Source organism: Streptomyces sp. Ag82_O1-12, assembly GCF_900182715.1.
In the GTDB taxonomy this organism is placed as follows: Bacteria; Actinomycetota; Actinomycetes; order Streptomycetales; family Streptomycetaceae; genus Streptomyces; species Streptomyces massasporeus.
This window is the reverse complement of record NZ_FXUW01000001.1, coordinates 3,818,710-3,841,427: the sequence shown is the minus strand read 5'-3', so window position 1 is coordinate 3,841,427 and position 22,718 is coordinate 3,818,710. Positions and strand designations below refer to the sequence as shown.

The following is a 22,718-nucleotide window of genomic DNA, read 5'->3' as shown; positions in this document are numbered from 1 at the left end:
GCTGCCATGCTCCTCAGCACGCCGCACCACCCCGCACACGCCACACCCCGCACACGCCACACCCCGCACACCGCCGTGCCCCGAGGGGAGAGCCCCGTGTCCGATCCGACGTCCGTGATCGACGATCTGCGCGAGGAGAGCGAGGAACTCGACCGCCTCGTGGCCGGGTTGCCCCCGCGGCGCTGGTCGCTCGCGACCCCCGCGCCCGGCTGGACCGTGGCCCACCAGATCGCCCATCTCGCCTGGACGGACCGCTCGGCCCTGCTCGCCGTCACGGACCCCGACGGCTTCCACGCCCTGGTCGAGAAGGCCCTCGCCGCGCCCGGCTCCTTCGTCGACGAGGGCGCCGAGGAAGGCGCGCACCTCCCGCCCGGCGAGCTGCTCGCCCGGTGGCGCGGCGGCCGCGCGGCACTGGAGGAGGCCCTGCGGGCCGCGCAGCCCGGGGCGCGCTTCCCCTGGTACGGCCCGCCCATGTCGGCCCCCTCCATGGCGACGGCCCGGCTGATGGAGACCTGGGCCCACGGGCAGGACGTGGCCGACACCCTGGGTGTGGTCAGCCCACCCACCGACCGGCTGCGGCATGTGGCCTGGCTCGGGGTACGGACCCGTGACTTCGCCTTCGGCGTGCACGGCCTCACCCCGCCCGCCGACCCCTTCCGCGTCGAACTGCGCGCCCCCTCCGGTGACCTGTGGACGTACGGCCCCGAGGACGCCGCGCAGCGCCTCACGGGGGCCGCCCTCGACTTCTGCCTGCTGGTCACCCAGCGTGCCCATCGCACCGACCTCGCGCTGCGCGCCGAGGGACCCGACGCCGACCGCTGGCTGGACATCGCGCAGGCCTTCGCCGGGCCGCCGGGCGGCGGACGCCCGCCGAAGGAGTCCGCCTCGTGACCCTCCGCACCCTCCGCATAGGCAACGCCTCCGGCTTCTACGGCGACCGCTTCGACGCGATGCGCGAAATGCTCACCGGCGGCGAACTCGACGTCCTCACCGGCGACTACCTCGCCGAACTGACCATGCTGATCCTCGGCCGGGATCGCCTGAAGGACCCCGCCGCCGGGTACGCCCGCACCTTCCTGCGGCAGTTGGAGGAGTGCCTCGGGCTCGCGCACGAGCGGGGCGTCCGGATCGTCACCAACGCGGGCGGGCTCAACCCGGCCGGACTCGCGGACGCCGTACGCCGGTTGGCCGACCGGATGGGCATCCCCGTACGCGTCGCCCAGGTGGCGGGCGACGACCTCACCGCCGCCCACCCGGGCTCCCTCGCCGCCCACGCCTACCTCGGCGGCTTCGGCATCACGCGGTGCCTGCGGGCGGGCGCCGACGTCGTCGTCACCGGGCGGGTGACGGACGCGGCCCTGGTCACCGGGCCCGCCGCCGCCCACTTCGGGTGGAGCGAAACGGAGTACGACCGGCTCGCGGGAGCCGTGGTCGCCGGGCACGTCCTGGAGTGCGGGGCGCAGGCCACCGGCGGCAACTACGCCTTCTTCCGGGACGGCGACGCCCGCCGCCCCGGCTTCCCGCTCGCCGAACTGCACGAGGACGGCGGCTGCGTCATCACCAAGCACCCCGGCACCGGCGGCTTCGTCGACGTCGGCACGGTCACCGCGCAGCTGCTGTACGAGACGGCCGGTGCCCGGTACGCGGGGCCCGACGTCACCGCCCGGCTGGACACCGTACGGCTGAGCCAGGACGGGCCCGACCGGGTGCGGATCGAGGGCGTGCGCGGGGAGGCGCCGCCGCCCACCCTCAAGGTCGGGCTCAACCGGCTCGGCGGCTTCCGCAACGAGGTCGTCTTCGTGCTCACCGGCCTCGACATCGAGGCCAAGGCCGCCCTGGTGCGGGACCAGCTGGAACCGGCCCTCGGCAAGGTCGCCGACGCGCGCTGGGAGCTGGCCCGCACCGACCGCGCCGACGCCCCGACCGAGGAGACGGCGAGCGCGTTGCTGCGGCTCGTCGTACGGGACCCCGACCAGGGGGCCGTGGGGCGGGCGCTGAGCGGGGCGGCCGTGGAGCTGGCGCTGGCCAGTTACCCCGGCTTCCATGTGCTGGCCCCACCCGGAAAAGGCTCGCCCTATGGGGTCTTCGAGGATGTGTACGTCCCCCATGGTTCTGTCGACCATGTGGCCGTCCTCCACGACGGGCGCCGGATCCCCGTGCCACCGGCCCAGGACACGGCCGTACTCGACGCGGTGCCGCAGCCGCCCCTGCCGGAGCCGCCGGAGCCCGGGCCCACCCGGCGCGCCCCTCTCGGGCTCGTCGCGGGAGCCCGCAGCGGGGACAAGGGCGGCAACGCCAACGTCGGAGTGTGGGCGCGCACGGACGACGCCTGGCGGTGGCTCGCGCACGAGCTGACCGTCGACCGGTTCCGGGAGCTGATCCCCGAAAGCCGCGAACTGACCGTCGTACGGCACGTGCTGCCGAACCTGCGCGCCCTCAACTTCGTCGTCGAGGGGATCCTCGGCGCCGGCGTCGCCGCGCAACACCGCTTCGATCCGCAGGCCAAGGCCCTCGGCGAATGGCTGCGCTCCCGCCACCTGGAGATACCGGAGGCCCTGCTTTGACCGTCCTGACCTCCGCGCTCGACCCCACCGGCGCCGAGCACCGGGCCAACCGCGAGGAGATGCTCGCCAAGCTCGCCGCACTCGACGCCGAGCACGCCAAGGCCCTCGCGGGCGGCGGCGAGAAGTACGTCGCGCGGCATCGGAAGCGCGGCAAGCTCCTCGCCCGTGAGCGCATCGAGCTGCTCCTCGACCCCGACACGCCCTTCCTGGAGCTGTCCCCCCTGGCCGCTTGGGGCAGCGACCACACCGTCGGCGCGTCCCTCGTCACCGGGATCGGGGTGGTGGAGGGCGTGGAGTGCCTGATCACCGCCAACGACCCGACCGTGCGCGGCGGAGCGAGCAACCCCTGGTCGCTGAAGAAGGCCCTGCGCGCCAACGACATCGCGCTCGCCAACCGGCTGCCCTGCATCAGCCTGGTGGAGTCCGGCGGCGCCGACCTGCCGTCCCAGAAGGAGATCTTCATCCCCGGCGGCGCCATCTTCCGCGACCTCACCCGGCTGTCCGCCGCCGGGATCCCGACCGTCGCGGTCGTCTTCGGCAACTCCACCGCGGGCGGCGCCTACATCCCTGGCATGTCCGACCACGTGATCATGGTCAAGGAGCGGGCGAAGGTGTTCCTCGGCGGCCCGCCGCTGGTGAAGATGGCGACCGGGGAGGAGAGCGACGACGAGTCCCTGGGCGGCGCCGAGATGCACGCCCGCACCTCGGGCCTCGCCGACTACTTCGCCGTCGACGAGCCGGACGCGCTCCGGCAGACCCGCCGCGTGGTCGCCCGCCTCAACCACCGCAAGGCGTACGAGGATCCGGGGCCCGCGGAAGCGCCCGAGTACGACCCGGAGGAGCTGCTGGGCATCGTCCCCGGCGACCTCAAGAGCCCCTTCGACCCGCGCGAAATCATCGCCCGGATCGTCGACGCCTCCGACTTCGACGAGTTCAAACCGCTGTACGGGACGAGCCTGACCACCGGCTGGGCCGCCCTGCACGGCTACCCGGTCGGCATCCTCGCCAACGCCCGGGGGGTGCTGTTCAGCGAGGAGTCCCAGAAGGCCGCCCAGTTCATCCAGCTCGCCAACCAGCGCGACATCCCCCTGCTCTTCCTGCACAACACCACCGGCTACATGGTCGGCAAGGAGTACGAGCAGGGCGGCATCATCAAACACGGCGCGATGATGATCAACGCGGTCAGCAACAGCCGCGTGCCCCATCTCTCCGTCCTCATGGGCGCCTCCTACGGCGCCGGCCACTACGGCATGTGCGGCCGCGCCTACGACCCCCGCTTCCTCTTCGCCTGGCCCAGCGCCAAGTCCGCCGTCATGGGCCCGCAGCAGCTCGCCGGAGTGCTGTCGATCGTCGCCCGCCAGTCGGCCGCCGCGAAGGGGCAGCCCTACGACGACGATGCGGACGCCGCGCTGCGCGCCATGGTCGAGCAGCAGATCGAGTCCGAGTCGCTGCCGATGTTCCTGTCCGGGCGGCTCTACGACGACGGCGTCATCGACCCGCGCGACACCCGCACCGTCCTCGGCCTGTGCCTGTCCGCGATCCACACCGCCCCCTACGAGGGCGCCCGCGGCGGCTTCGGCGTCTTCCGGATGTGAGGCCCATGATCACTTCAGTACTTGTCGCGAACCGGGGCGAGATCGCCTGCCGCGTCGTCCGCACCTGCCGGGAGGCGGGAATCCGGACGGTCGCCGTGCACTCGGACGCCGACGCGCACGCCCTCCACGCGCGCGTGGCCGACACCGCCGTACGGCTGCCGGGGTCGGCGCCCGCCGACACCTATCTGCGCGGCGACCTGATCATGAAGGCCGCCGTCGCCGCCGGCGCGGACGCCGTGCACCCCGGTTACGGCTTCCTCTCCGAGAACGCCGGCTTCGCGCGGGCCGTCCGGGATGCCGGCCTGGTGTGGATCGGGCCGCCCCCGGAGGCGATCGAGGCGATGGCGTCCAAGACGCGCGCCAAGGAGCTGCTGGGCATCGAGCCCCTGCGGGAGGTCACCGAGGCCGATCTGCCGGTGCTGGTGAAGGCGGCGGCGGGCGGCGGCGGCCGCGGCATGCGCGTCGTGCGGCACCTGGCGGACCTGGACGCCGAGTTGGCCGCTGCCCGCGCCGAGGCCGAGAGTGCCTTCGGCGACGGCGAGGTGTTCGTCGAGCCGTACGTGGAGGGCGGCCGGCACGTCGAGGTGCAGGTGCTCGCCGACACGCACGGCACGGTGTGGGCGCTCGGCACCCGCGACTGCTCCCTCCAGCGCCGTCACCAGAAGGTGATCGAGGAGGCCCCGGCGCCCGGACTGTCCGCCGCACTCGACGGGGAGGTCCGCGCCCTCGCCGTACGGGCCGCCCGCGCGGTGGGGTACGTCGGCGCCGGAACCGTGGAGTTCCTCGTCGCGGGCGAGCGGGCGCACTTCCTGGAGATGAACACCCGCCTCCAGGTGGAACACCCCGTGACGGAGGCGGTGTTCGGGGTCGATCTCGTCGCCGAGCAGATCCGTGTCGCCGAGGGCCACGCCCTCGCGGACGACCCCCCACGCGCGCGAGGACACGCCGTCGAGGCCCGCCTCTACGCCGAGGACCCGGCCAGGGGCTGGGCACCGCAGACCGGTCGACTGCACCGCCTCGCCGTCCCCGACGCCGTGCGCCTGGACACCGGTTACGCGGACGGCGACGACATCGGCGTCCACTACGACCCCCTGCTCGCCAAGGTCGTCGCCCACGCCCCCACCCGCGCCGAGGCGATCCGCAAACTGGCCGCCGCCCTCGACCGCGCGGTGATCCACGGCCCCGTCACCAACCGCGACCTCCTGGTCCGCTCCCTGCGCCACCCCGAGTTCACCGCGGCCCGCATGGACACCGGCTTCTACGACCGCCACCTGCCCCAACTGACCGAACCGGCCCCCGACCCGCACGCCCCGCTCGCCGCCGCCCTCGCCGACGCCCACGGCCGCTCCCGCTTCGGCGGCTGGCGCAACGTCCCCTCCCAGCCGCAGACCAAGCGGTACCTGATGGCGGGCGAGGAGTACGAGGCCCGCTACCGGCACGGCAGGGAAGGCCAGGAGGCGGACGGGGTGCGGGTGGTGCACGCCGACGCGGCTCTCGTGATCCTCGACGTGGACGGGGTGGAGCGCCGCTTCGAGGTCTCCCGCTACGGCGACCAGGTCTACGTCAACACCACGGCCCTGACCGCCCTGCCCCGCTTCCCCGACCCCACCACCCAGCACGCCCCAGGCTCCCTCCTGGCCCCCATGCCGGGCACCGTCGTCCGAGTGGCGGACGGCCTCGCCGTAGGGACGGCCGTGAAGGAGGGAGACCCCCTCCTCTGGCTGGAGGCGATGAAGATGCAGCACAAGATCACCGCCCCGGTGACGGGAACGCTGAGCGAGCTGCACGCTGTATCCGGCCAACAGGTGGACCCGGGCACGCTCCTGGCGGTGGTGAAAGAGACCCCTTAGGGGCGCGGGGAACTGCGCGACAAGCCACAACGCTCCCGCACCCGAAAGGACGACCCATGGACACCGAAGACCACAAGGCCCTTCGAGAAGCAGTCTCCGCCCTGGGCAAACGCCACGGCCGTGACTTCAGCACCCCTGACCTCTGGTCCGAGGCCGCCGAACTGGGCTACATCAGCGTCAACCTGCCGGAGGCCTACGGCGGTGGAGGCGGCGGCATCACCGAACTCTCCCTCGTCCTCGAAGAACTCGGCGCCGCGGGCTGCCCCCTGCTGATGATGATCGTCTCCCCGGCCATCTGCGGCACGGTGATCGCCCGCTTCGGCACGGAAGGCCAGAAGCAACACTGGCTGCCCGCCCTGGCCGACGGCACCCGCCTCATGGCCTTCGGCATCACCGAACCCGACGCCGGCTCCAACAGCCACCGCATCACCACCACGGCCCGCCGCGACCAGGACACCGGCGACTGGCTCCTCACCGGCCGCAAGGTCTTCGTCTCCGGCGTGGACATCGCCGACGCGACCCTCATCGTCGGCCGCACCGAAGACGCCCGCACCGGCCGCCTCAAGCCCTGCCTGTTCATCGTCCCGCGCGACACCCCCGGCTTCACCCGCCGCCCCATCGACATGGAACTGAACGCCGCGGAGAAGCAGTTCGAACTGGTCCTGGACGACGTGCGGCTGCCCGCCGACGCCCTGGTCGGCGACGAGGACGCGGGACTCCTCCAGCTCTTCGCCGGCCTCAACCCCGAACGCGTCATGACCGCCGCCTTCGCGATCGGCATGGGCCGCCACGCCCTCGCCAAGGCCATCGAGTACGCCCGCGACCGCACCGTCTGGAACACCCCCATCGGCGCCCACCAGGCCATCGCCCACCCTCTGGCCCAGGCGCACATCGACCTCGAACTCGCCCGCCTGATGATGCAGAAGGCCGCCGCCCTCTACGACGCGGGCGACGACATGGGCGCCGGAGAGGCCGCCAACATGGCCAAGTACGCGGCCGGGGAGGCCTGTGTGAAGGCGGTCGACCAGGCCGTGCACACCCTCGGCGGCAACGGCCTCACCCGCGAGTACGGCCTGGCCCGGCTCATAACGGCCGCGCGCGTGGCTCGTATCGCCCCGGTGAGCCGGGAGATGATTCTCAACTACGTCTCCCACCAGACCCTGGGCCTGCCCAAGTCGTACTGAGACGGCCCGCGCCGCGAGGAGGAACCCGCCATGTTCCGCAGCGAGTACGCAGACGTCCCGCCCGTCGACCTGCCCATCCACGACGCGGTCCTGGCCCGGGCCGCCGAGTTCGGCGACACCCCTGCCCTGATCGACGGCACCGACGGCACCACCCTCTCGTACGAGCAGGTGGACCGGTTCCACCGGCGCGTCGCCGCCGCCCTCGCCGAGGCCGGTGTCCGCAAGGGCGACGTGCTCGCCCTGCACAGCCCCAACACCATCGCCTTTCCGACCGCCTTCTACGCGGCCACGCGCGCGGGTGCCACCGTCACCACCGTGCACCCGCTCGCCACCGCCGACGAGTTCGCCAAGCAACTGCGCGACTCGGGAGCCCGCTGGATCGTCACCGTGTCACCGCTGCTGGACGTCGCCCGCCGGGCCGCCGAACTCGCGGGCGGCATAGGCGAGATATTCGTGTGCGACAGCGCGAGCGGCCACCGTTCCCTGATCGACATGCTCGCCTCCGCGGCCCCCGAGCCGCAGATCGCCATCGACCCGGCCGAGGACGTCGCGGCGCTGCCGTACTCCTCCGGGACCACCGGCATCCCCAAGGGCGTGATGCTCACGCACCGGCAGATCGCCACCAACCTCGCCCAGCTCCACCCGGCGGTCCCGGCCGGCCCGGGAGACCGCGTCCTGGCGGTCCTGCCCTTCTTCCACATCTACGGCCTCACCGCCCTGATGAACGCGCCCCTGCGGCAGGGCGCCACCGTCGTCGTCCTGCCCCGCTTCGACCTGGAGCAGTTCCTCGCAGCCATCCAGAACCACCGCATCACGGCCCTGTACGTGGCCCCGCCGATCGTCCTGGCCCTCGCCAAGCACCCGGCCGTCGCCCAGTACGACCTGTCGTCCCTGCGGTACATCATCAGCGCCGCCGCACCCCTGGACGCCCGCCTCGCGGCCGCCTGCTCCCAGCGTCTCGGCCTGCCGCCCGTCGGCCAGGCCTACGGCATGACCGAACTGTCACCCGGCACGCACGTCGTCCCCCTGGACGCCATGAACGACGCCCCGCCCGGCACCGTCGGCAAGCTCATCGCCGGCACCGAGATGCGCGTCGTCTCCCTCGACGACCCCGGCAAGGACCTCCCGTCCGGCGCATCCGGCGAGATCCTCATCCGAGGCCCCCAGATCATGAAGGGCTATCTCGGCCGCCCCGACGCCACCACCGCGATGATCGACCCCGAGGGCTGGCTGCACACCGGCGACGTGGGTCATGTGGACGACGACGGCTGGCTGTTCGTCGTCGACCGCGTCAAGGAACTCATCAAGTACAAGGGCTTCCAGGTGGCGCCCGCCGAGCTGGAGGCCCTGCTCCTCACCCACCCGGGCGTCGCCGACGCCGCCGTCATCGGCAGGTACGACGCCGACGGCAACGAGGTCCCGCACGCCTACGTGGTCCGCCAGCCGTCCGCCGGGGAGCTCACCGAGGCGGAGATCATGATGTACGTCGCCGAGCGCGTGGCCCCCTACAAGCGGATCCGCCACGTCACCTTCATCGTCGGCGTCCCCCGAGCGGCCTCCGGCAAGATCCTCCGCCGACAGCTCAGGGAGAGCGCATGACGCTGATCGCCCGTACCCGCGCGCGTGCCGTGGAGACCCTGTCCCTCGACTCGCCGCACAACCGCAACGCCTTGTCGGCGGCCCTCGTAGGCGAACTTTCCGACGCGCTCACCGACGCCGGCAAGGACACCGGCGTCCGGGCGATCGTCCTCACCCACACCGGCAACACGTTCAGCGCCGGCGCCGACCTCAAGGACCCTCCCCGGCCCGAGGCTCTGGTGGCCCTGGTGCGGCAGATCATCGAACTCCCCAAGCCGGTCGTCGCCCGGGTCACCGGCCACGTCCGCGCGGGCGGCCTCGGCCTCCTGGCCGCCTGCGACATCGCGGCGGCCGCCACGGACGCCACCTTCGCCTTCACGGAGGTCCGCATCGGCGTCGCCCCGGCCGTGATCTCCCTGCCGATCCTGCCCCGCACCGACCCCCGCCCCCTCGCCCGCTACTACCTCACCGGCGAACGCTTCGCAGGCTCCGAGGCCGTGGCAACGGGCCTGCTCACCACCTGTGCGGACGATGTCGACAAGGCCCTCGACCCCATCCTCGAAGGCCTGCGCAGATCCGCCCCCGACGCCCTGGCCGAGACGAAACGGCTGCTCACGGCTAGGGTGCTGGAAGCCTTCGACCGGGACGCCGCCGACCTGACCGCGCTCTCGGCCCGGCTGTTCTCCTCCCCGCAGGCCCGCGAGGGGATGACGGCCTTCCTCGAACGACGGGATCCGGCATGGGTGGTGTGAGCACGGTCGACCGTGCGGAGAGAGTCCCCAAGCAGGACCGCAGCCGGGCCACCCGGCAGCGGCTCCTCGAAGCCGCCGTGTCCTGCCTCGCCGAACACGGCTGGGCGGGGTCCACCGTCTCCGTGGTCGCCGAACGCGCCGGCGTCTCCCGCGGCGCCGCCCAGCACCACTTCCCGACCCGCGAGGACCTCTTCACGGCGGCCGTCGAGTACGTCGCCGAGGAACGCTCCACGGCCCTGCGCGCCCTGTTCCCCGACGGCGCGGCCGGCGACCGCCACGCCGTCGTCGCCGCCCTGGTCGACCTCTACACCGGGCCCCTGTTCCGCGCCGCCCTCCACCTCTGGGTCGCCGCCTCCAACGAGGAGCAGCTCCGGCCCCGCGTCACCGAACTCGAATCCCGCGTCGGCCGCGAGACCCACCGCATAGCCGTCGACCTGCTGTCCGCCGACGAATCCGTCCCCGGCGTCCGCGAAACCGTCCAGGGCCTCCTCGACATGGCCCGCGGCCTGGGCCTCGCCAACCTCCTCACGGACGACGCGGCCCGCCGGGAACGGGTGGTCGCGCAGTGGGCGGGACTGCTGGAGGAGACGCTGGGCTGAGGGGCTGGCGGCAGCACGGACGCGGAGTGTGCATACCGCGGTATGCTCGAAGCATGGCGGACACGACGCGCATCACGGTGACACTGCCGACAGACCAGGTCGCCGAACTCAGGAAGCTCACCGACAACGTCTCCGGCTACGTCGCCGAGGCGGTGGCACGCCAGCTGCGGCATCAGTTGCTCGGCGCCGACCTGATGCGTCACCAGGAGGAGCACGGGGCGTTCACCGAGGAGGAGCTGGCCGAGGCCCGCTCCAGGATCTTCGGCACTGCGGATGCCGGCGGATCGGCGAGCGCGGCGTGATGGAGCACGTCGAGACGGTTGTCCTGGACTCTCAGGGGCTCTCCGCCTGGATCGCCCAGGATCGCAAGATCCTGGCGATGTTCCAGGTTCTCCACGCCATGGGCGCCGATTTCGTCATCGGCGCCAACACCATCGTGGAAGTCAGTCATGCGCGCGTGAACATGCCCCGTCTGCAGTGGGCGCTCTCCCGCGTCAAGGTCGAGCCGGTGACCGAGGGCGCCGCGAAAGCGTCCGCGGAACTGCTGAAGGCCGCCGGGCTGCGCGGCCACAAGTACGCGATCGACGCGACCGTCGCCGAGGTGGCACTGCGGCAGCCGGGCCCAGTGGCCGTGCTGACGTCCGACGTCGACGACATGGCGCGGCTGTGCGGCGACCGAGTCCGGCTCATCGGCATCTGAGCCTCACGGACTGAGCCGCTCCACCCGCCAGCTGCCGTCGGCCTGCTCCACGTACCGCAACCGGTCGTGCAGCCGGTTCTCGCGGCCCTGCCAGAACTCCACCGTCTGCGGGGCCACCCGGAAACCACCCCAGTGCGGCGGCACCGGCACCTGCTCGCCCTCCGGGTAGCGGGCCGCCAGCTCCGCGTACGCCGCGTCGATGTCGGCCCGGGTGGAGATCACCGACGACTGGGCACTGGCCCATGCCCCCAGCTGTGAGCCGTGCGGCCGGGTCCGGAAGTACGCGGCCGTCTCGTCCCGGCCCGTGCGCCGGGCGACCCCGGTCACGATGACCTGCCGGGCCATCGGGTGCCAGGGGAACAGCAGCGAGACGTACGGGTTCTCCGCCAGGTCACGGGCCTTGCGGGAGTCGTAGTTCGTGTAGAAGACGAAGCCCTGCTCGTCGAAGTGCTTCAGCAGCACCGTACGGGCGCTCGTCCGCCCCTCGGCGTCCGCCGTCGAGACGATCATGGCGTTCGGCTCGAACAGCCCGCCGTCCGTGGCGGCCTGCTTGAACCAGCGCGCGAACTGCTCGACGGGCGAGGCGGCCAGCTCGGTCTCGGAGAGCCCCTCGGCCCGGTACTGCTTGCGCATCGAGGCCAGGTCGAATGAGACGTCGTCGCGGTCGGTCACCCGGTCATCTTGCCGTACGGACGGTGTCCTTCGTCACTGCGTGGCACTGAGTGCCGTGAACCCTCCCCAAACGTGGCACTCGGGGATATCGTTTCGGTGCCGTATCGGTTGGGTGACCGCCGGCCGTTCGGGGCATCACAGGGGAGACCGGCCAGGACCGCGAGTCGCGCAGACGACCGTGGATCCTCCGGACGGCCGCCCGCTTCGCAAGCTGACTGACACATGGTTCGTTCGCCCCACCCCACATCACACCATCTGTCACTTCCATCACGAGGAGCCGCCTGATGTCCGACTTCGTACCCGGGCTCGAGGGAGTCGTCGCGTTCGAGACGGAGATCGCCGAACCGGACAAGGAGGGCGGCGCACTCCGGTACCGGGGCGTCGACATCGAGGACCTGGTCGGCCACGTCTCCTTCGGCAACGTCTGGGGTCTGCTCGTCGACGGCGCATTCAACCCCGGGCTGCCGCCCGCCGAGCCGTTCCCCATCCCCGTGCACTCCGGCGACATCCGCGTGGACGTCCAGTCCGCCCTGGCCATGCTCGCGCCCGTCTGGGGCCTCAAGCCCCTCCTCGACATCGACGCCGAGCAGGCCCGCGCGGACCTGGCCCGGGCGGCCGTCATGGCGCTCTCCTACGTCGCCCAGTCCGCCCGCGGCCAGGGCTTGCCCATGGTTCCGCAGCGGGAGATCGACAGGGCGCAGTCCGTCGTGGAGCGCTTCATGATCCGCTGGCGCGGCGAGCCGGACCCCAAGCACGTCGCGGCGGTGGACGCCTACTGGACGAGCGCCGCGGAGCACGGCATGAACGCGTCCACGTTCACGGCGCGGGTCATCGCCTCGACCGGCGCGGACGTGGCGGCGGCGCTCTCCGGCGCCGTGGGTGCGATGTCCGGCCCGCTGCACGGCGGCGCCCCCTCGCGCGTCCTCGGCATGATCGAGGAGATCGAGCGCACGGGCGACGCGGAGGCCTACGTCAGGAACGCCCTCGACAAGGGCGAACGCCTCATGGGCTTCGGCCACCGTGTCTACCGCGCCGAGGACCCGAGGGCGAGGGTCCTGCGCCGCACGGCCCGCGAGCTGGGAGCCCCCCGCTTCGAGGTCGCCGAGGCCCTGGAGAAGGCGGCCCTCGCGGAACTCCACGCCCGCCGCCCCGACCGCGTCCTCGCCACGAACGTCGAGTTCTGGGCGGCCATCGTCCTGGACTTCGCCGAGGTCCCGGCCCACATGTTCACGTCCATGTTCACCTGCGCCCGCACCGCCGGCTGGTCCGCCCACATCCTGGAGCAGAAGCGCACGGGCCGCCTGGTCCGCCCCTCGGCCCGCTACGTCGGCCCGGGCACCCGCAACCCCCGGGAGATCGAGGGTTACGAGGACATCGCCCACTGACCGACCCACCCCACCCGGCCTCACCCACCTCCGGGTGAGGCCGTCCGCATGCTCACCCCGCGAGCCGGTCCAGTTCCTCCCCGATGACCTCCCGCAGCCGGTCGTGCCGGGGCCCGAGCGCGTCCCGCTCCTCGCTCCACCGCTGTCGCGGATAGAGCCACACGGGCAGCCGCACGAGCTCCTCGGGCTCCCAGTCGTAGCGTGGCCACACATGCGCGTGCAGGAACCCGTCGGCGTTCCCGAGGATCTCCAGATTCACCCTCCGGAATCCCGGATCCATCCGCCGGCAGGCCCGCTCGACGGCTTCCCCCAGCCGGTCCATGTCGGCCAGGAACGCCAGCCGCCCGCTCCGCGGCAGCTCGGACAATCGCTGCACCGCGGGATCATCGGTCAGCAGCACCGAGTAGCCGGGCAGGAACTGCACGTCCCCGATCACCGCGAACCCCGAGCCCAGCCGCCGCATCACGGCCGGGTTCTCACCCCGCAGGGCACTCCCGATCCGGTCGTCACGCCACGAGTCCACCGTCATCGCCCTCCGGAAAGCCGCGGAAAAACGCAGACGACCCGCGAGTCTGGTTCCTCCTGGGGAGGAGCCGGCCGGACGTACCGGCGACTCGCGGGTCGGGTGACTGCTGGAGATTGGGCCGGCTGCGCGCTCGCTCACGCGCTGGTCCGGCACCGCACTGTGTGTGGTGACGGGCCGCTAGCCCGCAGCCACCTCACGCGTCCGGTTCTCATACATCTGCCGAACCACCTCCTCTCTCGTGTACCTGGAGCCTAGAAAACCGTTCGGCCTCGGATCAACTGTTTTTTTGAGAGCTTGACTCCATGACGCAGCGGAAGGCGATTCTCAGCGGTTCGGTGTTCGAGGAGCGGATCGGGTACGCCCGGGCCGTCGTGGACGGGGACTGGGTACACGTGTCGGGGACGACCGGGTTCGATTACGCGCACATGACGATCTCCGAGGACGTGGTGGAGCAGGCCGAGCAGTGTCTGCGGAACATCGGGGCCGCGCTGAAGGAGGCCGGGTGTTCCTTCGCGGATGTCGTGCGGGTGCGGTACCTGCTGCCGGAGCGGGAGGACTTCGAGCCGTGCTGGCCGGTGCTGCGCGCGTGCTTCGGGGAGGTGCGGCCGGCCGCGACGATGTTGGTGTGCGGGCTGGCGGACCCCCGTATGAAGATCGAGATCGAGGTGTACGCGCGGCGGGGGAGCGGCGCCGGGTCCCTGCCGTTGATCGACTGACGTCGACGATCGGCTGATGATCTGTCCGGCCGGGCGGCCTCCGTGGCGTTGACGTGGGGATTGCCGCCGTACAACGATTCCCTCAATGTTGTGGGAACTCGGTGTGCGCTGGGTCACGTTCCAGTTGAATGATGGCAAGGAGCGAACCGACGTGCCGGACGTGCGGACGCAGCCTGCAGGGGGTCCAGGTGAGTGCTTCCCGGCGTAGTGGGACCACCGACGAGCTGGGGCCGGACGAGCCCGAGCGGGAGAACTCGGATGGTTCGGATCTGCTTGCCGCTTTGCTGGACGGGATGGACGCGGCGCTGTGCGCGTTCGACGCCGACGGAGTCGTGACGCACTGGAACCGCGAGGCCGAGCGGATCCTCGGGTGGAGCGCGGACGAGGCCGTGGGCCGGCGCGGTCTGGCCGGGTGGGCCGTGCGCACCGCGGACGCCGAGGAGGTCGAGGGGCGGCTGCTGTCCGTCATGCACGCGCCCGGGCGGCAGGTGCACGAGTTCGCCCTGCTGACCAAGGACGGCGGGCGGGTGCTCGTGCGGACGCAGTCCGCCGCGGTGCGTGGGCCGGACGGAAAACCGGCGGGGGTGTACTGCGCGTTCAGCGAGGTGCACACGCAGATCGACCTGGAGCGCTCGATCGCGCTGAGCGAGGCGCTGTTCGAGGACGCCAGCTGGGGTGTCGTGCTGGTGGACGTGGACCTGCGGCCGGCCGTGGTGAACGCGCACGCGGCCCGGGCGCTGGGCACGGGCCGTACGTCGGTGCTGGGGCGGCCGCTCGGTGAGCTGCTGTCACAGGGCGTGGAGGAGCTGGAGAGCGCGCTGCAGCATGTGCTGGCGCAGGGTGCGCCGCCCGCGCCCGCCGAGGTGTGGGTGACCGTGCGCGCGACGGAGGGCGAGAAGCGGCGGTGCTGGCGCAGCGGCTTCCTGCGGCTGGCCTCACCGCTCGCGGAAGAACCGGTTCCGCTCGGTGTGGGCTGGCTGTTCCAGGACGTGACGGAGGCCAAGCAGGCCGAGCAGGAGGCGTCCCTGCTGCGGTTCCGTATGCAGCAGCTGCACCGTGCGTCGCGGGCCGCGGCCGAGTGCGAGGACCCGGCGGAGGCGGCCACGGTTCACCTGGACTTCGCCCTGGCCGGTTTCGCGGACCACGCGGTGATCGACCGGGTCGCCGGCGGCGCGCTCACCGACACACAGGCCGAGGGGCCCGTGCGGCTGGTCCGCGTGGCCGCCACGCCGTCCGGCGCGCCGGGCCCGAGCAAGCTGGCCGACCTGGCGGGCCTGCCCGTCCGCTACGCCGAGGGGCATCCGGCCCTGCAGTGCGTGGAGCGCGTGGGAGCCCTGCGCGCAAGCGCGGGCGGGGCCCCGCCCGAGGCGGCCCGCGAGTGGGCCCTGGCCCGCCAGTGGCCCCCGGACGCGGTGCACGCCCTGTGCGCGGTGCTGCGCAGCCGGGGCCGGACCCTGGGGGTCGTGACGTTCCTGCGGGGCGCGGGCCGCAGCGCGTTCGAGCGGTCCGACGCGATGTACGCGGAGGACGTGGCGGTACGGATCGCGGCGTCGCTGGATCTGGCGAGGCTGTCGGACGGGGAGTGAGGCGCGTCGGACCGCGTCCGCCGGGCTGGGCTGTCGGACGGGCGGTGTAGCTGGCCGGTCGTGGCCCCTGTGTGCCGGGCTGGGGTGGTCGATCCGGAGCCGGGGTGCGGGCCGACTTGCCGGGCTGGGCTGTCGGTCGGGCGGTGTAGGTGGCCGGTCGTGGCCCCTGTGTGCCGGGCTGGGGTGGTCGATCCGGAGCCGGGGTGCGGGCCGTTGTCCGTTTGCCGGGCTGGGCCGGGCCCTGCCGGCGGCCGAGCGGCGACGGCGGCGGCTGCGGCCCGGGAACCGGACGGGGTGGTCGGCCGGAATGAGAGGCGGCCGCCCAGCCCGCTCAGTGCCGGTAGAAGATCCGGTCGCGGTACTGCTCCATCACCCGGGTGTTCCAGTCGTGGCCGCCGTCGACGTTTCCGGAGCGCAGCAGCGGCGGTTCGACGCCGCGGTCGGCGAGGGTGGTGGCCGTCGTCGCCATGACGGCCTGGAGGAGGGCCGAGGTGACGACCGTCGAGGCGGGGGCGAAGGGGGCCGGGATGTCGTCGTGGGTGAGTTCCGCGTCGCCGACCGCGATCCTCGAGTCGAGGACGAGGTCGCAGTGGTCCTTCAGATACGTGCCGGAGGCGTGCCGGGACGTGGTCTGCGAGGCGTAGGCCACCGAGGTCACGCCGATGACCTTCACGCCCAGGGCGCGGGCGCTCATGGCCATCTCCACGGGCAGGGCGTTGCGCCCCGACAGGGAGATGATCAGCAGGGCGTCGCCCTCGCGGAGCGGGGAGCTGTCGAGGACGGCGCTCGCGAGGCCGTCGACGCGTTCCAGGGCGGAGCCGAGCGGCGCGGGCATGACGTCCACGCCGACGACGCCGGGCACCACGAGGAGGTTCATCAGCGCGAGACCGCCGGCGCGGTAGACGAGGTCCTGCGCGGCGAGGGAGGAGTGCCCGGCGCCGAAGGCGAAGAGGCGGCCCCCGTCCGCGACGGTGTCGGCGAGGAGCGTGCCGGCCGCGGCGATGCTGTCGGCCTCCTCGTCGCGGAGCCGCTCCAGCAGGCCGATCGCGGCGTCGAGGAACTGGCCGGCCGGCGCGCGGTCGCTCATACGGGGTCCCTTCGGGCTGGCCTGGGCGGCTTGTGTCGCGCATCACGGTGCGGTCTGGACCAGTGCGGTGTCAATACGGCCGTGGGTGCCGCGCGCCGAGCCCGGGGAAGTCGCCGAAAGGAAAGTCCGTACCCTTGCGCCCGGCCGGGTAATCCCCGGCTTTCCCTCCCGAGGCCCGGTTGTCGGTGGTATCCGGCAGAATTGGGTGCAGGGCCAGCGCACACGCCGGTGAGCCGTCCAGCCTCCGGCAGATCTCATTCGAGGGGCACGTATGTCCGGACTGATCGACACCACGGAGATGTATCTCCGCACCATCCTCGAGCTGGAGGAAGAGGGTGTGGTCCCCATGCGCGCCCGTATCGCCGAGCGGCTGGACCAGAGCGGGCCGACCGTCAGCCAGACCGTGGCGCGGATGGAGCGTGACGGCCTGGTGTCCGTCGCCAGCGACCGGCATCTGGAGCTGACCGACGAGGGCCGCCGGCTGGCCACGCGCGTGATGCGCAAGCACCGCCTCGCCGAGTGTCTGCTCGTCGACGTGATCGGTCTGGAGTGGGAGCAGGTCCACGCGGAGGCGTGCCGCTGGGAGCACGTGATGAGCGAGGCCGTGGAGCGCCGCGTCCTGGAGCTGCTGCGGCATCCGACGGAGTCTCCGTACGGCAACCCGATCCCGGGTCTCGAGGAGCTCGGCGAGAAGGACGGCGCGGACCCGTTCCTGGACGAGGGCATGGTGTCGCTGGCCAGCCTCGACCCGGGTGCCGAGGGCAAGACGGTCGTGGTGCGCCGGATCGGCGAGCCGATCCAGACGGACGCGCAGCTGATGTACACGCTGCGGCGGGCGGGCGTGCAGCCCGGCTCGGTGGTGAGCGTGACCGAGTCGGCGGGCGGGGTGCTGGTGGGCAGCGGCGGCGAGGCGGCCGAGCTGGAGTCGGACGTCGCCTCCCACGTGTTCGTCGCCAAGCCCTGACCCGACCGCCTGTCTCGCCGGGACATGCGCCAACTCCAGCTGTGCGTGCGGCTGTTGTCGCGTCGGTGGTCTCTTGGCGTGATCCGGACCGAATCCGGGATTCAGTCCGCCGAATGGCAGCGTCCGTACGCTTCCCGTGCGACGCTGTCGCGTGAGGCATATGACCTGAGGGGCTCTGGGCCGCGGCTCGACAGCGATGTCGCCGGCCGGGGAGGGGGCGGGAGGATGTGCCGCGGAGATGTGGAGGGCCCCGGCGCCCTGTGGCGCCGGGGCCTGTCCTCCCCTGTGCTGACCCGGAGCCCCGAGCTCTCAGGGTCATTCCCTGCGGACCGGTTTCCCCGAGCGGTCCGCCCCCCGCTGAAGATCTCCCCGCGGCAGCGGCGATCAATCCCCGGGAGTGGTCACTCGAACGAGGGGTGTTGCTCGCGGAAACCCGATTCTCGAATGTGCATTCGATAGTCTGCGGGCGGCACACGGCACACTTGCACTGACGGACACGGCGCACAGCACGGCAGAAGGAACAGCAGGCAGAACACGGTTCACAGGACCGGACGGCTCGAGGGAGCCGTGGTCCGCGCGAAGCTTGGGGGGTGCCAGGACATGGCGCGACGCATCGACGTGACCGGGACGGACGGCGTACGCCTGGCGGCCTGGGAGTTCGGCGACCCGCCCAAGACCGATCCGGCGAAGGACGGCCAGGGGGCGCACGCCGGGCACACCGCACCGGAGGGCTCCCCGGGTGTGCTGTTACTGCACGGCCTCATGGGCCGTGCCTCGCACTGGGCGTCCACCGCCCGCTGGCTCTCCGCGCGCTACCGCGCGGTCGCCCTCGACCAGCGCGGCCACGGCCGCAGCGACAAACCCCCGCAGGGCTCCTTCACGCGGGACGCCTACGTCGACGACGCCGAGGCCGCCCTGGAGCAGCTGGGCCTCGCCCCGGTCGTCCTCATCGGCCACGCCATGGGCGCGCTGACCGCCTGGCAGCTCGCCGCCAAGCGTCCCGACCTGGTGCGCGGGCTGATCATCTGCGACATGCGGGCGTCCGCGCTCGGCGCCGCCTCCCAGCGCGAGTGGGGCCAGTGGTTCGAGTCCTGGCCGCTGCCCTTCGCCACCCTCGCCGACGTCCGCAAGTGGTTCGGCGAGGACGACCCCTGGGTGGAGCGGCCCAATCCGGCCCGTGGCGAGTTCTACGCCGAGGTGATGGCCGAGTCCCCGGACGGCTGGCGCCCCGTCTTCGAACCGGAGCAGATGCTCCGCTCCCGCGAGACATGGGTCTACGACGCGCACTGGGAGGAGCTGACCCAGGTCCGCTGCCCCGCCCTGGTCCTGCGCGGCCTGGACGGCGAGCTGGGCCGCGCCGAGGCCCAGGAGATGGTCCGGGTCCTGCCCCGCGGCCAGTACGCGGAGGTCGCCGACGCCGGCCACCTGGTGCACTACGACCAGCCGGAGGCCTGGCGCGCCGCCATCGAACCGTTCCTGGACTCGCTGGGCGACAGCTGACAGCTGACAGCTGTCGCGGCTGGCACCGGCTCCCGCGCCCGGGGCCGGTGTCAGCCCTTGCTCACCGCCTCCGGCCTCCGTCGGACCGACCGGCCCGCCCCGGCGCCCAAGGGCGTGCCCGGCGCTCCGGTGTCACCCCTTGCTGACCGCCGCCAGGATCTCCGGCAGCCGCCGGGCCGTCCGCGGAGCGGCCAGTTTCAGCCCCGCCGCCGTGAGCACCGCCCCGTAGGCCGTGCCCGCCGGCAGCAGCAGCCACGCCCAGTCGTCGCCGTCGGCGCTCACGTTCAGCCAGATCGTGAGCGCGATGACGGGCGCGCAGAGCAGGGCTGCCGCCATCATCCCGCCGAAGATGGAGATCCAGGCGAGCCCGGTCTGCCCGGGGGCGACGTTCTTGTAGCCCTCCTGCGGGATGGAGTAGGGGAAGCGGGCGGACGTCCACGCCCCGGTCGCGAGCATCGCGCCGAGCAGTGCGAAGGACAGCCCCAGCGCCTCGGGCAGCCGCCGCCAGTCGCCCAGCATGGCCGTCGTCACAACCGTCACGAGCGTGGCGTACGGCAGGGTGATCAGCAGCAGGGCGTACGCCCGGGCGCGCAGTTCGACGTAGGCGTCACGCGCCGAGGAGATCGTCATCGCGACCATCCAGAACGCCGAGGTGTCCTGCCCGAACTGGTTGTACATCTGGATGCCGAGCATCCCCGCGGCGAAGCACGCGAAGTACACCGACCCGGTGCCCTGCCAGGCGTTGAACACCGGCACGATCAGCCCGATGGCCAGCGACGTCACCCAGGCGGCCTTGGTCTTCGGATCGCGCCACACGTACCGCAGGCTGCGGTCCATGACCGTGCCCGTACGGCCGGCGGGCAGCAGCCGCGCGAGCCCGGTCGACGAGCGCTCTTTCGCGGCCGACTCGGCGCTCGGCAGGGTGGAGCCGTCGGGCGAGGTCATCAGCCGCGTCAGATGCCGCGACCAGAGCGCGAGCAGCGCCACCAGCGCACCCGCGCTCAGCGCCAGTTGCGCGACGGCCGTGCCGTACGAGCCCTCGCTCACCGCGTGCACGGCCCCGATCGCCGACGCGGGCGGCACCCACTGGAGCACCTCGGCCGCCGGGTCGAGCTCGCCCAGCCCGGACGCCCCGAGCCGCTGCGCGCCGAAGTTGACGATCTGCGCCCCGATGGCGATGACGAGCCCGCTGAGCACCGCGAGGTCCCGCCCCTTGCGGCTGGTCAGCAGCCGTACGTTGGCGGCGGCGACGGCCCGCGCGAGGGCCACGCACACCAGCAGCGCGAGGACGAAGGCGACGGCACCGACGGCGAACGCCGCGCCGCCCCGGGCCACCGCGACCACGGACCCGACCAGCAGGCACAGCGTGAACAGCGGCCCGATGCCCACCAGCGAGGCTGTGAGCAGCGCCCGCACCAGCGGCCGGGGCCGCAGCGGCAGCATCACCAGCCGGGTCGGGTCGAGGGTCTCGTCACCGCTGGGGAAGAACAGCGGCATCACCGCCCAGCCGAGCCCCAGCACCGCCACCGCCAGCACGACCACCGACTCGGCGTGCGCGTGCCCGCGCAGCGCGATCAGGCCGATCAGCTGGAGCGCGGCGAAGAGCAGGGCGAAGACGGCCGAGGTGATGTAGGCGGCCTTCCGCCCGCCGGACTGCCGCAGCCCGTTGCGCAGCAGCGACAGCTTCAGCCGTACGAAGACCGGGGTGATCGCGGGGGCGCTCACCGCGACCCGCCGCCCAGCCAGTCCAGGTCGGACCCGGCGTCACGGCTCTGCGCGCCGACGAGTTCGAGGAACGCCCGCTGGAGCGACGGTGCGTCCCCGCGCACCTCGGCGAGCGTGCCGGTGGCACGGATCCGCCCGGCGGCCATGACGGCGACCCAGTCGCACAGCGACTCGACGAGCTCCATGACGTGGGAAGAGAACACGACCGTGGCGCCCGAGGCGGTGTACCGCTCCAGGACGCCCCGGATGGTCTGCGCGGAGACGGGGTCGACGCCCTCGAACGGCTCGTCCAGGAACAGCACTTCGGGATTGTGGAGGAGGGCGGCGGCGAGTCCGATCTTCTTGCGCATGCCCGTCGAGTAGTCGACGACCAGCTTGTGCTGGGCGCCGGCGAGGTCGAGGACGTCGAGGAGTTGCGTGGCCCGCTTGTCGACCTCGGCGCCGGGCAGCCCGCGCAACCGGCCCATGTACGCCAGCAGTTCCCGCCCCGACAGCCGCTCGAACAGCCGCAGCCCCTCCGGCAGCACCCCGATCCGGGCCTTCACCTCGACGGGGTCCCGCCACACGTCGTGCCCGACCACCTCGACGGTCCCGTGGTCGGGCCGGAGCAACCCGGTCACCATCGACAACGTGGTGGTCTTCCCGGCCCCGTTGGGCCCGACGAGCCCGATGAACTTGCCCGCGGGCAGCTCGAGATCGATCCCGGCAACAGCGATCTGCTGCCCGAACCGCTTCCAGAGCCCCCGCACACGCACAGCGCTGGATCCCACCGCGCCTCCCTCCGTCACCTTGCACCCTACGGTGGGGGATCGCGCTCAGGGGCGCGGGGAACTGCGCGAACAGCCACGGGCGACCCGCACTCGCCGCGAAAGGGCAACCACGCAGACGATCAGGCGCTCACCGATCCCTGCCGCACGCATAGGCCAACGGCGAGATCAACTCCTCCGCATCCGGCAGCCACCGATTGGCCGGAGTCGGCCGGCAGGCCCACTGCACAGCCCCACGGGATCCGAACCGCGTGGGCGGCGCAGCCACGTACGCCCCCTCACCCAGCACCGTCAGATCAAGCGACGACACCGACCACCCCAGCTTCCGCACCAGGTCGGGCACCTTCACCCCGGCCCCCGGCAGCACGAAGAACTCCATCCGCCGATCCGGCGTGAGCGTCACCGGCCCGAGCGTCAGCTCCATCCGCTCCATCCGCGCCAGCGCGAGGAACCCCGCCGTCTCCGGCACGGAGATCGCGTCGAACGTCCGCCCCGTCGGCAGCAGGATCGACGCGGTCGGCTGCTTCTGCCACATCCGCCGCGCGACCGTCGCACTGCCCGTCGCCTGCGTCGCCCAGTCCGGACGCGCCGGGTGCGACCCCGGCGCCGGACACGCCGCGTCACCGCAGGAGCAGCGCTGACTCCCGTCGACGGCTTCCAGCCAGGTGCCGGGGAACACGTCCCAGTGGCGCTCCTCGGCGTAGCGAACAGCGGTCTCCAGCAGCGATTCCCCGCGCTGCTTCGGGATCTGAGCGGCTTCGGTGCCGGCGATCGTCTCTTCCACGATGAACACAACTCTGGTCGTCACCAGGGGTTACGCCCGCCCGCGTGCGCGGGGGAGAGCATCGCCCCTGTTCCCGGGGCGCATGGGTGCATGTGCGGGGGCGCGCAGGAGGAACCGTGGCCGGAGCTGGGTAGCCACGAGTGGGGCCGGCAACAGCCGTTACCCCGGCATTCCTCACATGCCT

At 72.5% G+C, this 22,718-nt stretch carries 21 protein-coding genes; 15 read left to right on the top strand and 6 right to left on the bottom strand.

Translation table 11 applies throughout. The annotated features are described in order from the left end of the window. Positions 1-96 precede the first annotated feature (96 nt). The 10 genes from QOL88_RS17475 to QOL88_RS17430 are packed head-to-tail and all read left to right on the top strand — an operon-like array spanning position 97 to position 10,822. Positions 97-891, top strand: coding sequence for a TIGR03084 family metal-binding protein (locus QOL88_RS17475; RefSeq protein ID WP_179878886.1), 795 nt, complete (start codon positions 97-99; stop codon positions 889-891). Next, complete coding sequence (locus QOL88_RS17470) at positions 888-2,564, top strand: acyclic terpene utilization AtuA family protein (protein WP_097217311.1); 1,677 nt, start codon at positions 888-890, stop codon at positions 2,562-2,564. Before QOL88_RS17475 ends, QOL88_RS17470 begins: the two co-directional genes overlap by 4 nt. Beyond that, positions 2,561-4,159 (top strand): acyl-CoA carboxylase subunit beta, encoded by a 1,599-nt coding sequence (locus tag QOL88_RS17465; protein WP_097217310.1) that lies wholly within the window; start codon positions 2,561-2,563, stop codon positions 4,157-4,159. Before QOL88_RS17470 ends, QOL88_RS17465 begins: the two co-directional genes overlap by 4 nt. Before the next feature lie 5 nt (positions 4,160-4,164). Next, entirely contained in the window at positions 4,165-6,009 is a 1,845-nt protein-coding gene (locus QOL88_RS17460) for an acetyl/propionyl/methylcrotonyl-CoA carboxylase subunit alpha (RefSeq protein WP_097217309.1), read from the top strand. 56 nt (positions 6,010-6,065) lie between these two features. Then, positions 6,066-7,193, top strand: coding sequence for an acyl-CoA dehydrogenase family protein (locus QOL88_RS17455; RefSeq protein WP_097217308.1), 1,128 nt, complete (start codon positions 6,066-6,068; stop codon positions 7,191-7,193). 30 nt (positions 7,194-7,223) lie between these two features. After that, entirely contained in the window at positions 7,224-8,792 is a 1,569-nt protein-coding gene (locus tag QOL88_RS17450; protein WP_097217307.1) for a 4-coumarate--CoA ligase family protein, read from the top strand. Continuing rightward, on the top strand, positions 8,789-9,523 hold the full coding sequence (locus QOL88_RS17445) for an enoyl-CoA hydratase family protein (protein ID WP_097217306.1): 735 nt from the start codon (positions 8,789-8,791) through the stop codon (positions 9,521-9,523). Before QOL88_RS17450 ends, QOL88_RS17445 begins: the two co-directional genes overlap by 4 nt. Continuing rightward, on the top strand, positions 9,511-10,122 hold the full coding sequence (locus tag QOL88_RS17440; RefSeq protein WP_097217305.1) for a TetR/AcrR family transcriptional regulator: 612 nt from the start codon (positions 9,511-9,513) through the stop codon (positions 10,120-10,122). Before QOL88_RS17445 ends, QOL88_RS17440 begins: the two co-directional genes overlap by 13 nt. A gap of 53 nt (positions 10,123-10,175) precedes the next feature. Then, positions 10,176-10,424, top strand: a complete 249-nt coding sequence (locus QOL88_RS17435; RefSeq protein WP_031106279.1) for a type II toxin-antitoxin system CcdA family antitoxin — start codon at positions 10,176-10,178, stop codon at positions 10,422-10,424. After that, positions 10,421-10,822, top strand: a complete 402-nt coding sequence (locus tag QOL88_RS17430; RefSeq protein ID WP_097217304.1) for a DNA-binding protein — start codon at positions 10,421-10,423, stop codon at positions 10,820-10,822. Before QOL88_RS17435 ends, QOL88_RS17430 begins: the two co-directional genes overlap by 4 nt. 3 nt (positions 10,823-10,825) lie before the next feature. On the opposite strand, the gene pdxH is transcribed toward QOL88_RS17430, so the two are convergent. Continuing rightward, positions 10,826-11,494, bottom strand: coding sequence for a pyridoxamine 5'-phosphate oxidase (gene pdxH, locus QOL88_RS17425; RefSeq protein WP_097217303.1), 669 nt, complete (start codon positions 11,492-11,494; stop codon positions 10,826-10,828). A gap of 284 nt (positions 11,495-11,778) precedes the next feature. On the opposite strand from pdxH, the gene QOL88_RS17420 reads away from it, so the two are divergent. Beyond that, entirely contained in the window at positions 11,779-12,879 is a 1,101-nt protein-coding gene (locus tag QOL88_RS17420; protein ID WP_097217302.1) for a citrate synthase 2, read from the top strand. A gap of 52 nt (positions 12,880-12,931) precedes the next feature. On the opposite strand, the gene QOL88_RS17415 is transcribed toward QOL88_RS17420, so the two are convergent. Then, on the bottom strand, positions 12,932-13,408 hold the full coding sequence (locus tag QOL88_RS17415; protein ID WP_097217301.1) for an HIT family protein: 477 nt from the start codon (positions 13,406-13,408) through the stop codon (positions 12,932-12,934). Between the two features lie 299 nt (positions 13,409-13,707). Between QOL88_RS17415 and QOL88_RS17410 the strand changes: the two genes are divergently transcribed. Next, positions 13,708-14,121 (top strand): RidA family protein, encoded by a 414-nt coding sequence (locus QOL88_RS17410; RefSeq protein ID WP_097217300.1) that lies wholly within the window; start codon positions 13,708-13,710, stop codon positions 14,119-14,121. 131 nt (positions 14,122-14,252) lie between these two features. Continuing rightward, complete coding sequence (locus tag QOL88_RS17405) at positions 14,253-15,707, top strand: PAS domain-containing protein (protein ID WP_097217299.1); 1,455 nt, start codon at positions 14,253-14,255, stop codon at positions 15,705-15,707. Positions 15,708-16,038: 331 nt separating this feature from the next. Here the strand turns inward: QOL88_RS17405 and QOL88_RS17400 are convergent, their stop codons facing one another. Further along, positions 16,039-16,794 carry an SIS domain-containing protein gene (locus QOL88_RS17400; protein WP_097217298.1) on the bottom strand — a complete coding sequence of 252 codons (756 nt, stop codon included), beginning with the start codon at positions 16,792-16,794 and terminating at the stop codon, positions 16,039-16,041. Between the two features lie 271 nt (positions 16,795-17,065). Here QOL88_RS17400 and QOL88_RS17395 point away from each other — a divergent pair, with 271 nt between their 5' ends. Further along, the gene (locus QOL88_RS17395) at positions 17,066-17,758 is read left to right on the top strand and encodes an iron-dependent transcriptional repressor DtxR (protein WP_010035781.1); all 693 of its coding nucleotides are present in this window, start codon (positions 17,066-17,068) and stop codon (positions 17,756-17,758) included. 600 nt (positions 17,759-18,358) lie between these two features. Continuing rightward, entirely contained in the window at positions 18,359-19,258 is a 900-nt protein-coding gene (locus tag QOL88_RS17390) for an alpha/beta fold hydrolase (protein WP_097217297.1), read from the top strand. A 132-nt stretch (positions 19,259-19,390) separates the two neighbouring features. On the opposite strand, the gene QOL88_RS17385 is transcribed toward QOL88_RS17390, so the two are convergent. The 3 genes from QOL88_RS17385 to QOL88_RS17375 form a co-directional block, all read right to left on the bottom strand. Further along, positions 19,391-20,983 carry a transporter gene (locus QOL88_RS17385; protein WP_097217296.1) on the bottom strand — a complete coding sequence of 531 codons (1,593 nt, stop codon included), beginning with the start codon at positions 20,981-20,983 and terminating at the stop codon, positions 19,391-19,393. Further along, positions 20,980-21,771 (bottom strand): ABC transporter ATP-binding protein, encoded by a 792-nt coding sequence (locus tag QOL88_RS17380; protein ID WP_097217295.1) that lies wholly within the window; start codon positions 21,769-21,771, stop codon positions 20,980-20,982. The genes QOL88_RS17385 and QOL88_RS17380 overlap by 4 nt, the downstream gene beginning before the upstream one ends. 109 nt (positions 21,772-21,880) lie before the next feature. After that, complete coding sequence (locus tag QOL88_RS17375; RefSeq protein ID WP_097217294.1) at positions 21,881-22,543, bottom strand: bifunctional DNA primase/polymerase; 663 nt, start codon at positions 22,541-22,543, stop codon at positions 21,881-21,883. Between the last annotated feature and the right edge of the window lie 175 nt (positions 22,544-22,718).

Bases quoted from the DNA above. Each gene is read 5' to 3' on its own strand.
- QOL88_RS17460 (WP_097217309.1), top strand. From the start codon at position 4,165: ATGATCACTTCAGTACTTGTCGCGAACCGGGGCGAGATCGCCTGCCGC.
- QOL88_RS17455 (WP_097217308.1), top strand. From the start codon at position 6,066: ATGGACACCGAAGACCACAAGGCCCTTCGAGAAGCAGTCTCCGCCCTG.
- QOL88_RS17450 (WP_097217307.1), top strand. From the start codon at position 7,224: ATGTTCCGCAGCGAGTACGCAGACGTCCCGCCCGTCGACCTGCCCATC.
- QOL88_RS17445 (WP_097217306.1), top strand. From the start codon at position 8,789: ATGACGCTGATCGCCCGTACCCGCGCGCGTGCCGTGGAGACCCTGTCC.
- QOL88_RS17440 (WP_097217305.1), top strand. From the start codon at position 9,511: ATGGGTGGTGTGAGCACGGTCGACCGTGCGGAGAGAGTCCCCAAGCAG.
- QOL88_RS17435 (WP_031106279.1), top strand. From the start codon at position 10,176: ATGGCGGACACGACGCGCATCACGGTGACACTGCCGACAGACCAGGTC.
- QOL88_RS17420 (WP_097217302.1), top strand. From the start codon at position 11,779: ATGTCCGACTTCGTACCCGGGCTCGAGGGAGTCGTCGCGTTCGAGACG.
- QOL88_RS17415 (WP_097217301.1), bottom strand. From the start codon at position 13,408: ATGACGGTGGACTCGTGGCGTGACGACCGGATCGGGAGTGCCCTGCGG.
- QOL88_RS17410 (WP_097217300.1), top strand. From the start codon at position 13,708: ATGACGCAGCGGAAGGCGATTCTCAGCGGTTCGGTGTTCGAGGAGCGG.
- QOL88_RS17405 (WP_097217299.1), top strand. From the start codon at position 14,253: ATGGCAAGGAGCGAACCGACGTGCCGGACGTGCGGACGCAGCCTGCAG.
- QOL88_RS17400 (WP_097217298.1), bottom strand. From the start codon at position 16,794: ATGAGCGACCGCGCGCCGGCCGGCCAGTTCCTCGACGCCGCGATCGGC.
- QOL88_RS17395 (WP_010035781.1), top strand. From the start codon at position 17,066: ATGTCCGGACTGATCGACACCACGGAGATGTATCTCCGCACCATCCTC.
- QOL88_RS17390 (WP_097217297.1), top strand. From the start codon at position 18,359: ATGGCGCGACGCATCGACGTGACCGGGACGGACGGCGTACGCCTGGCG.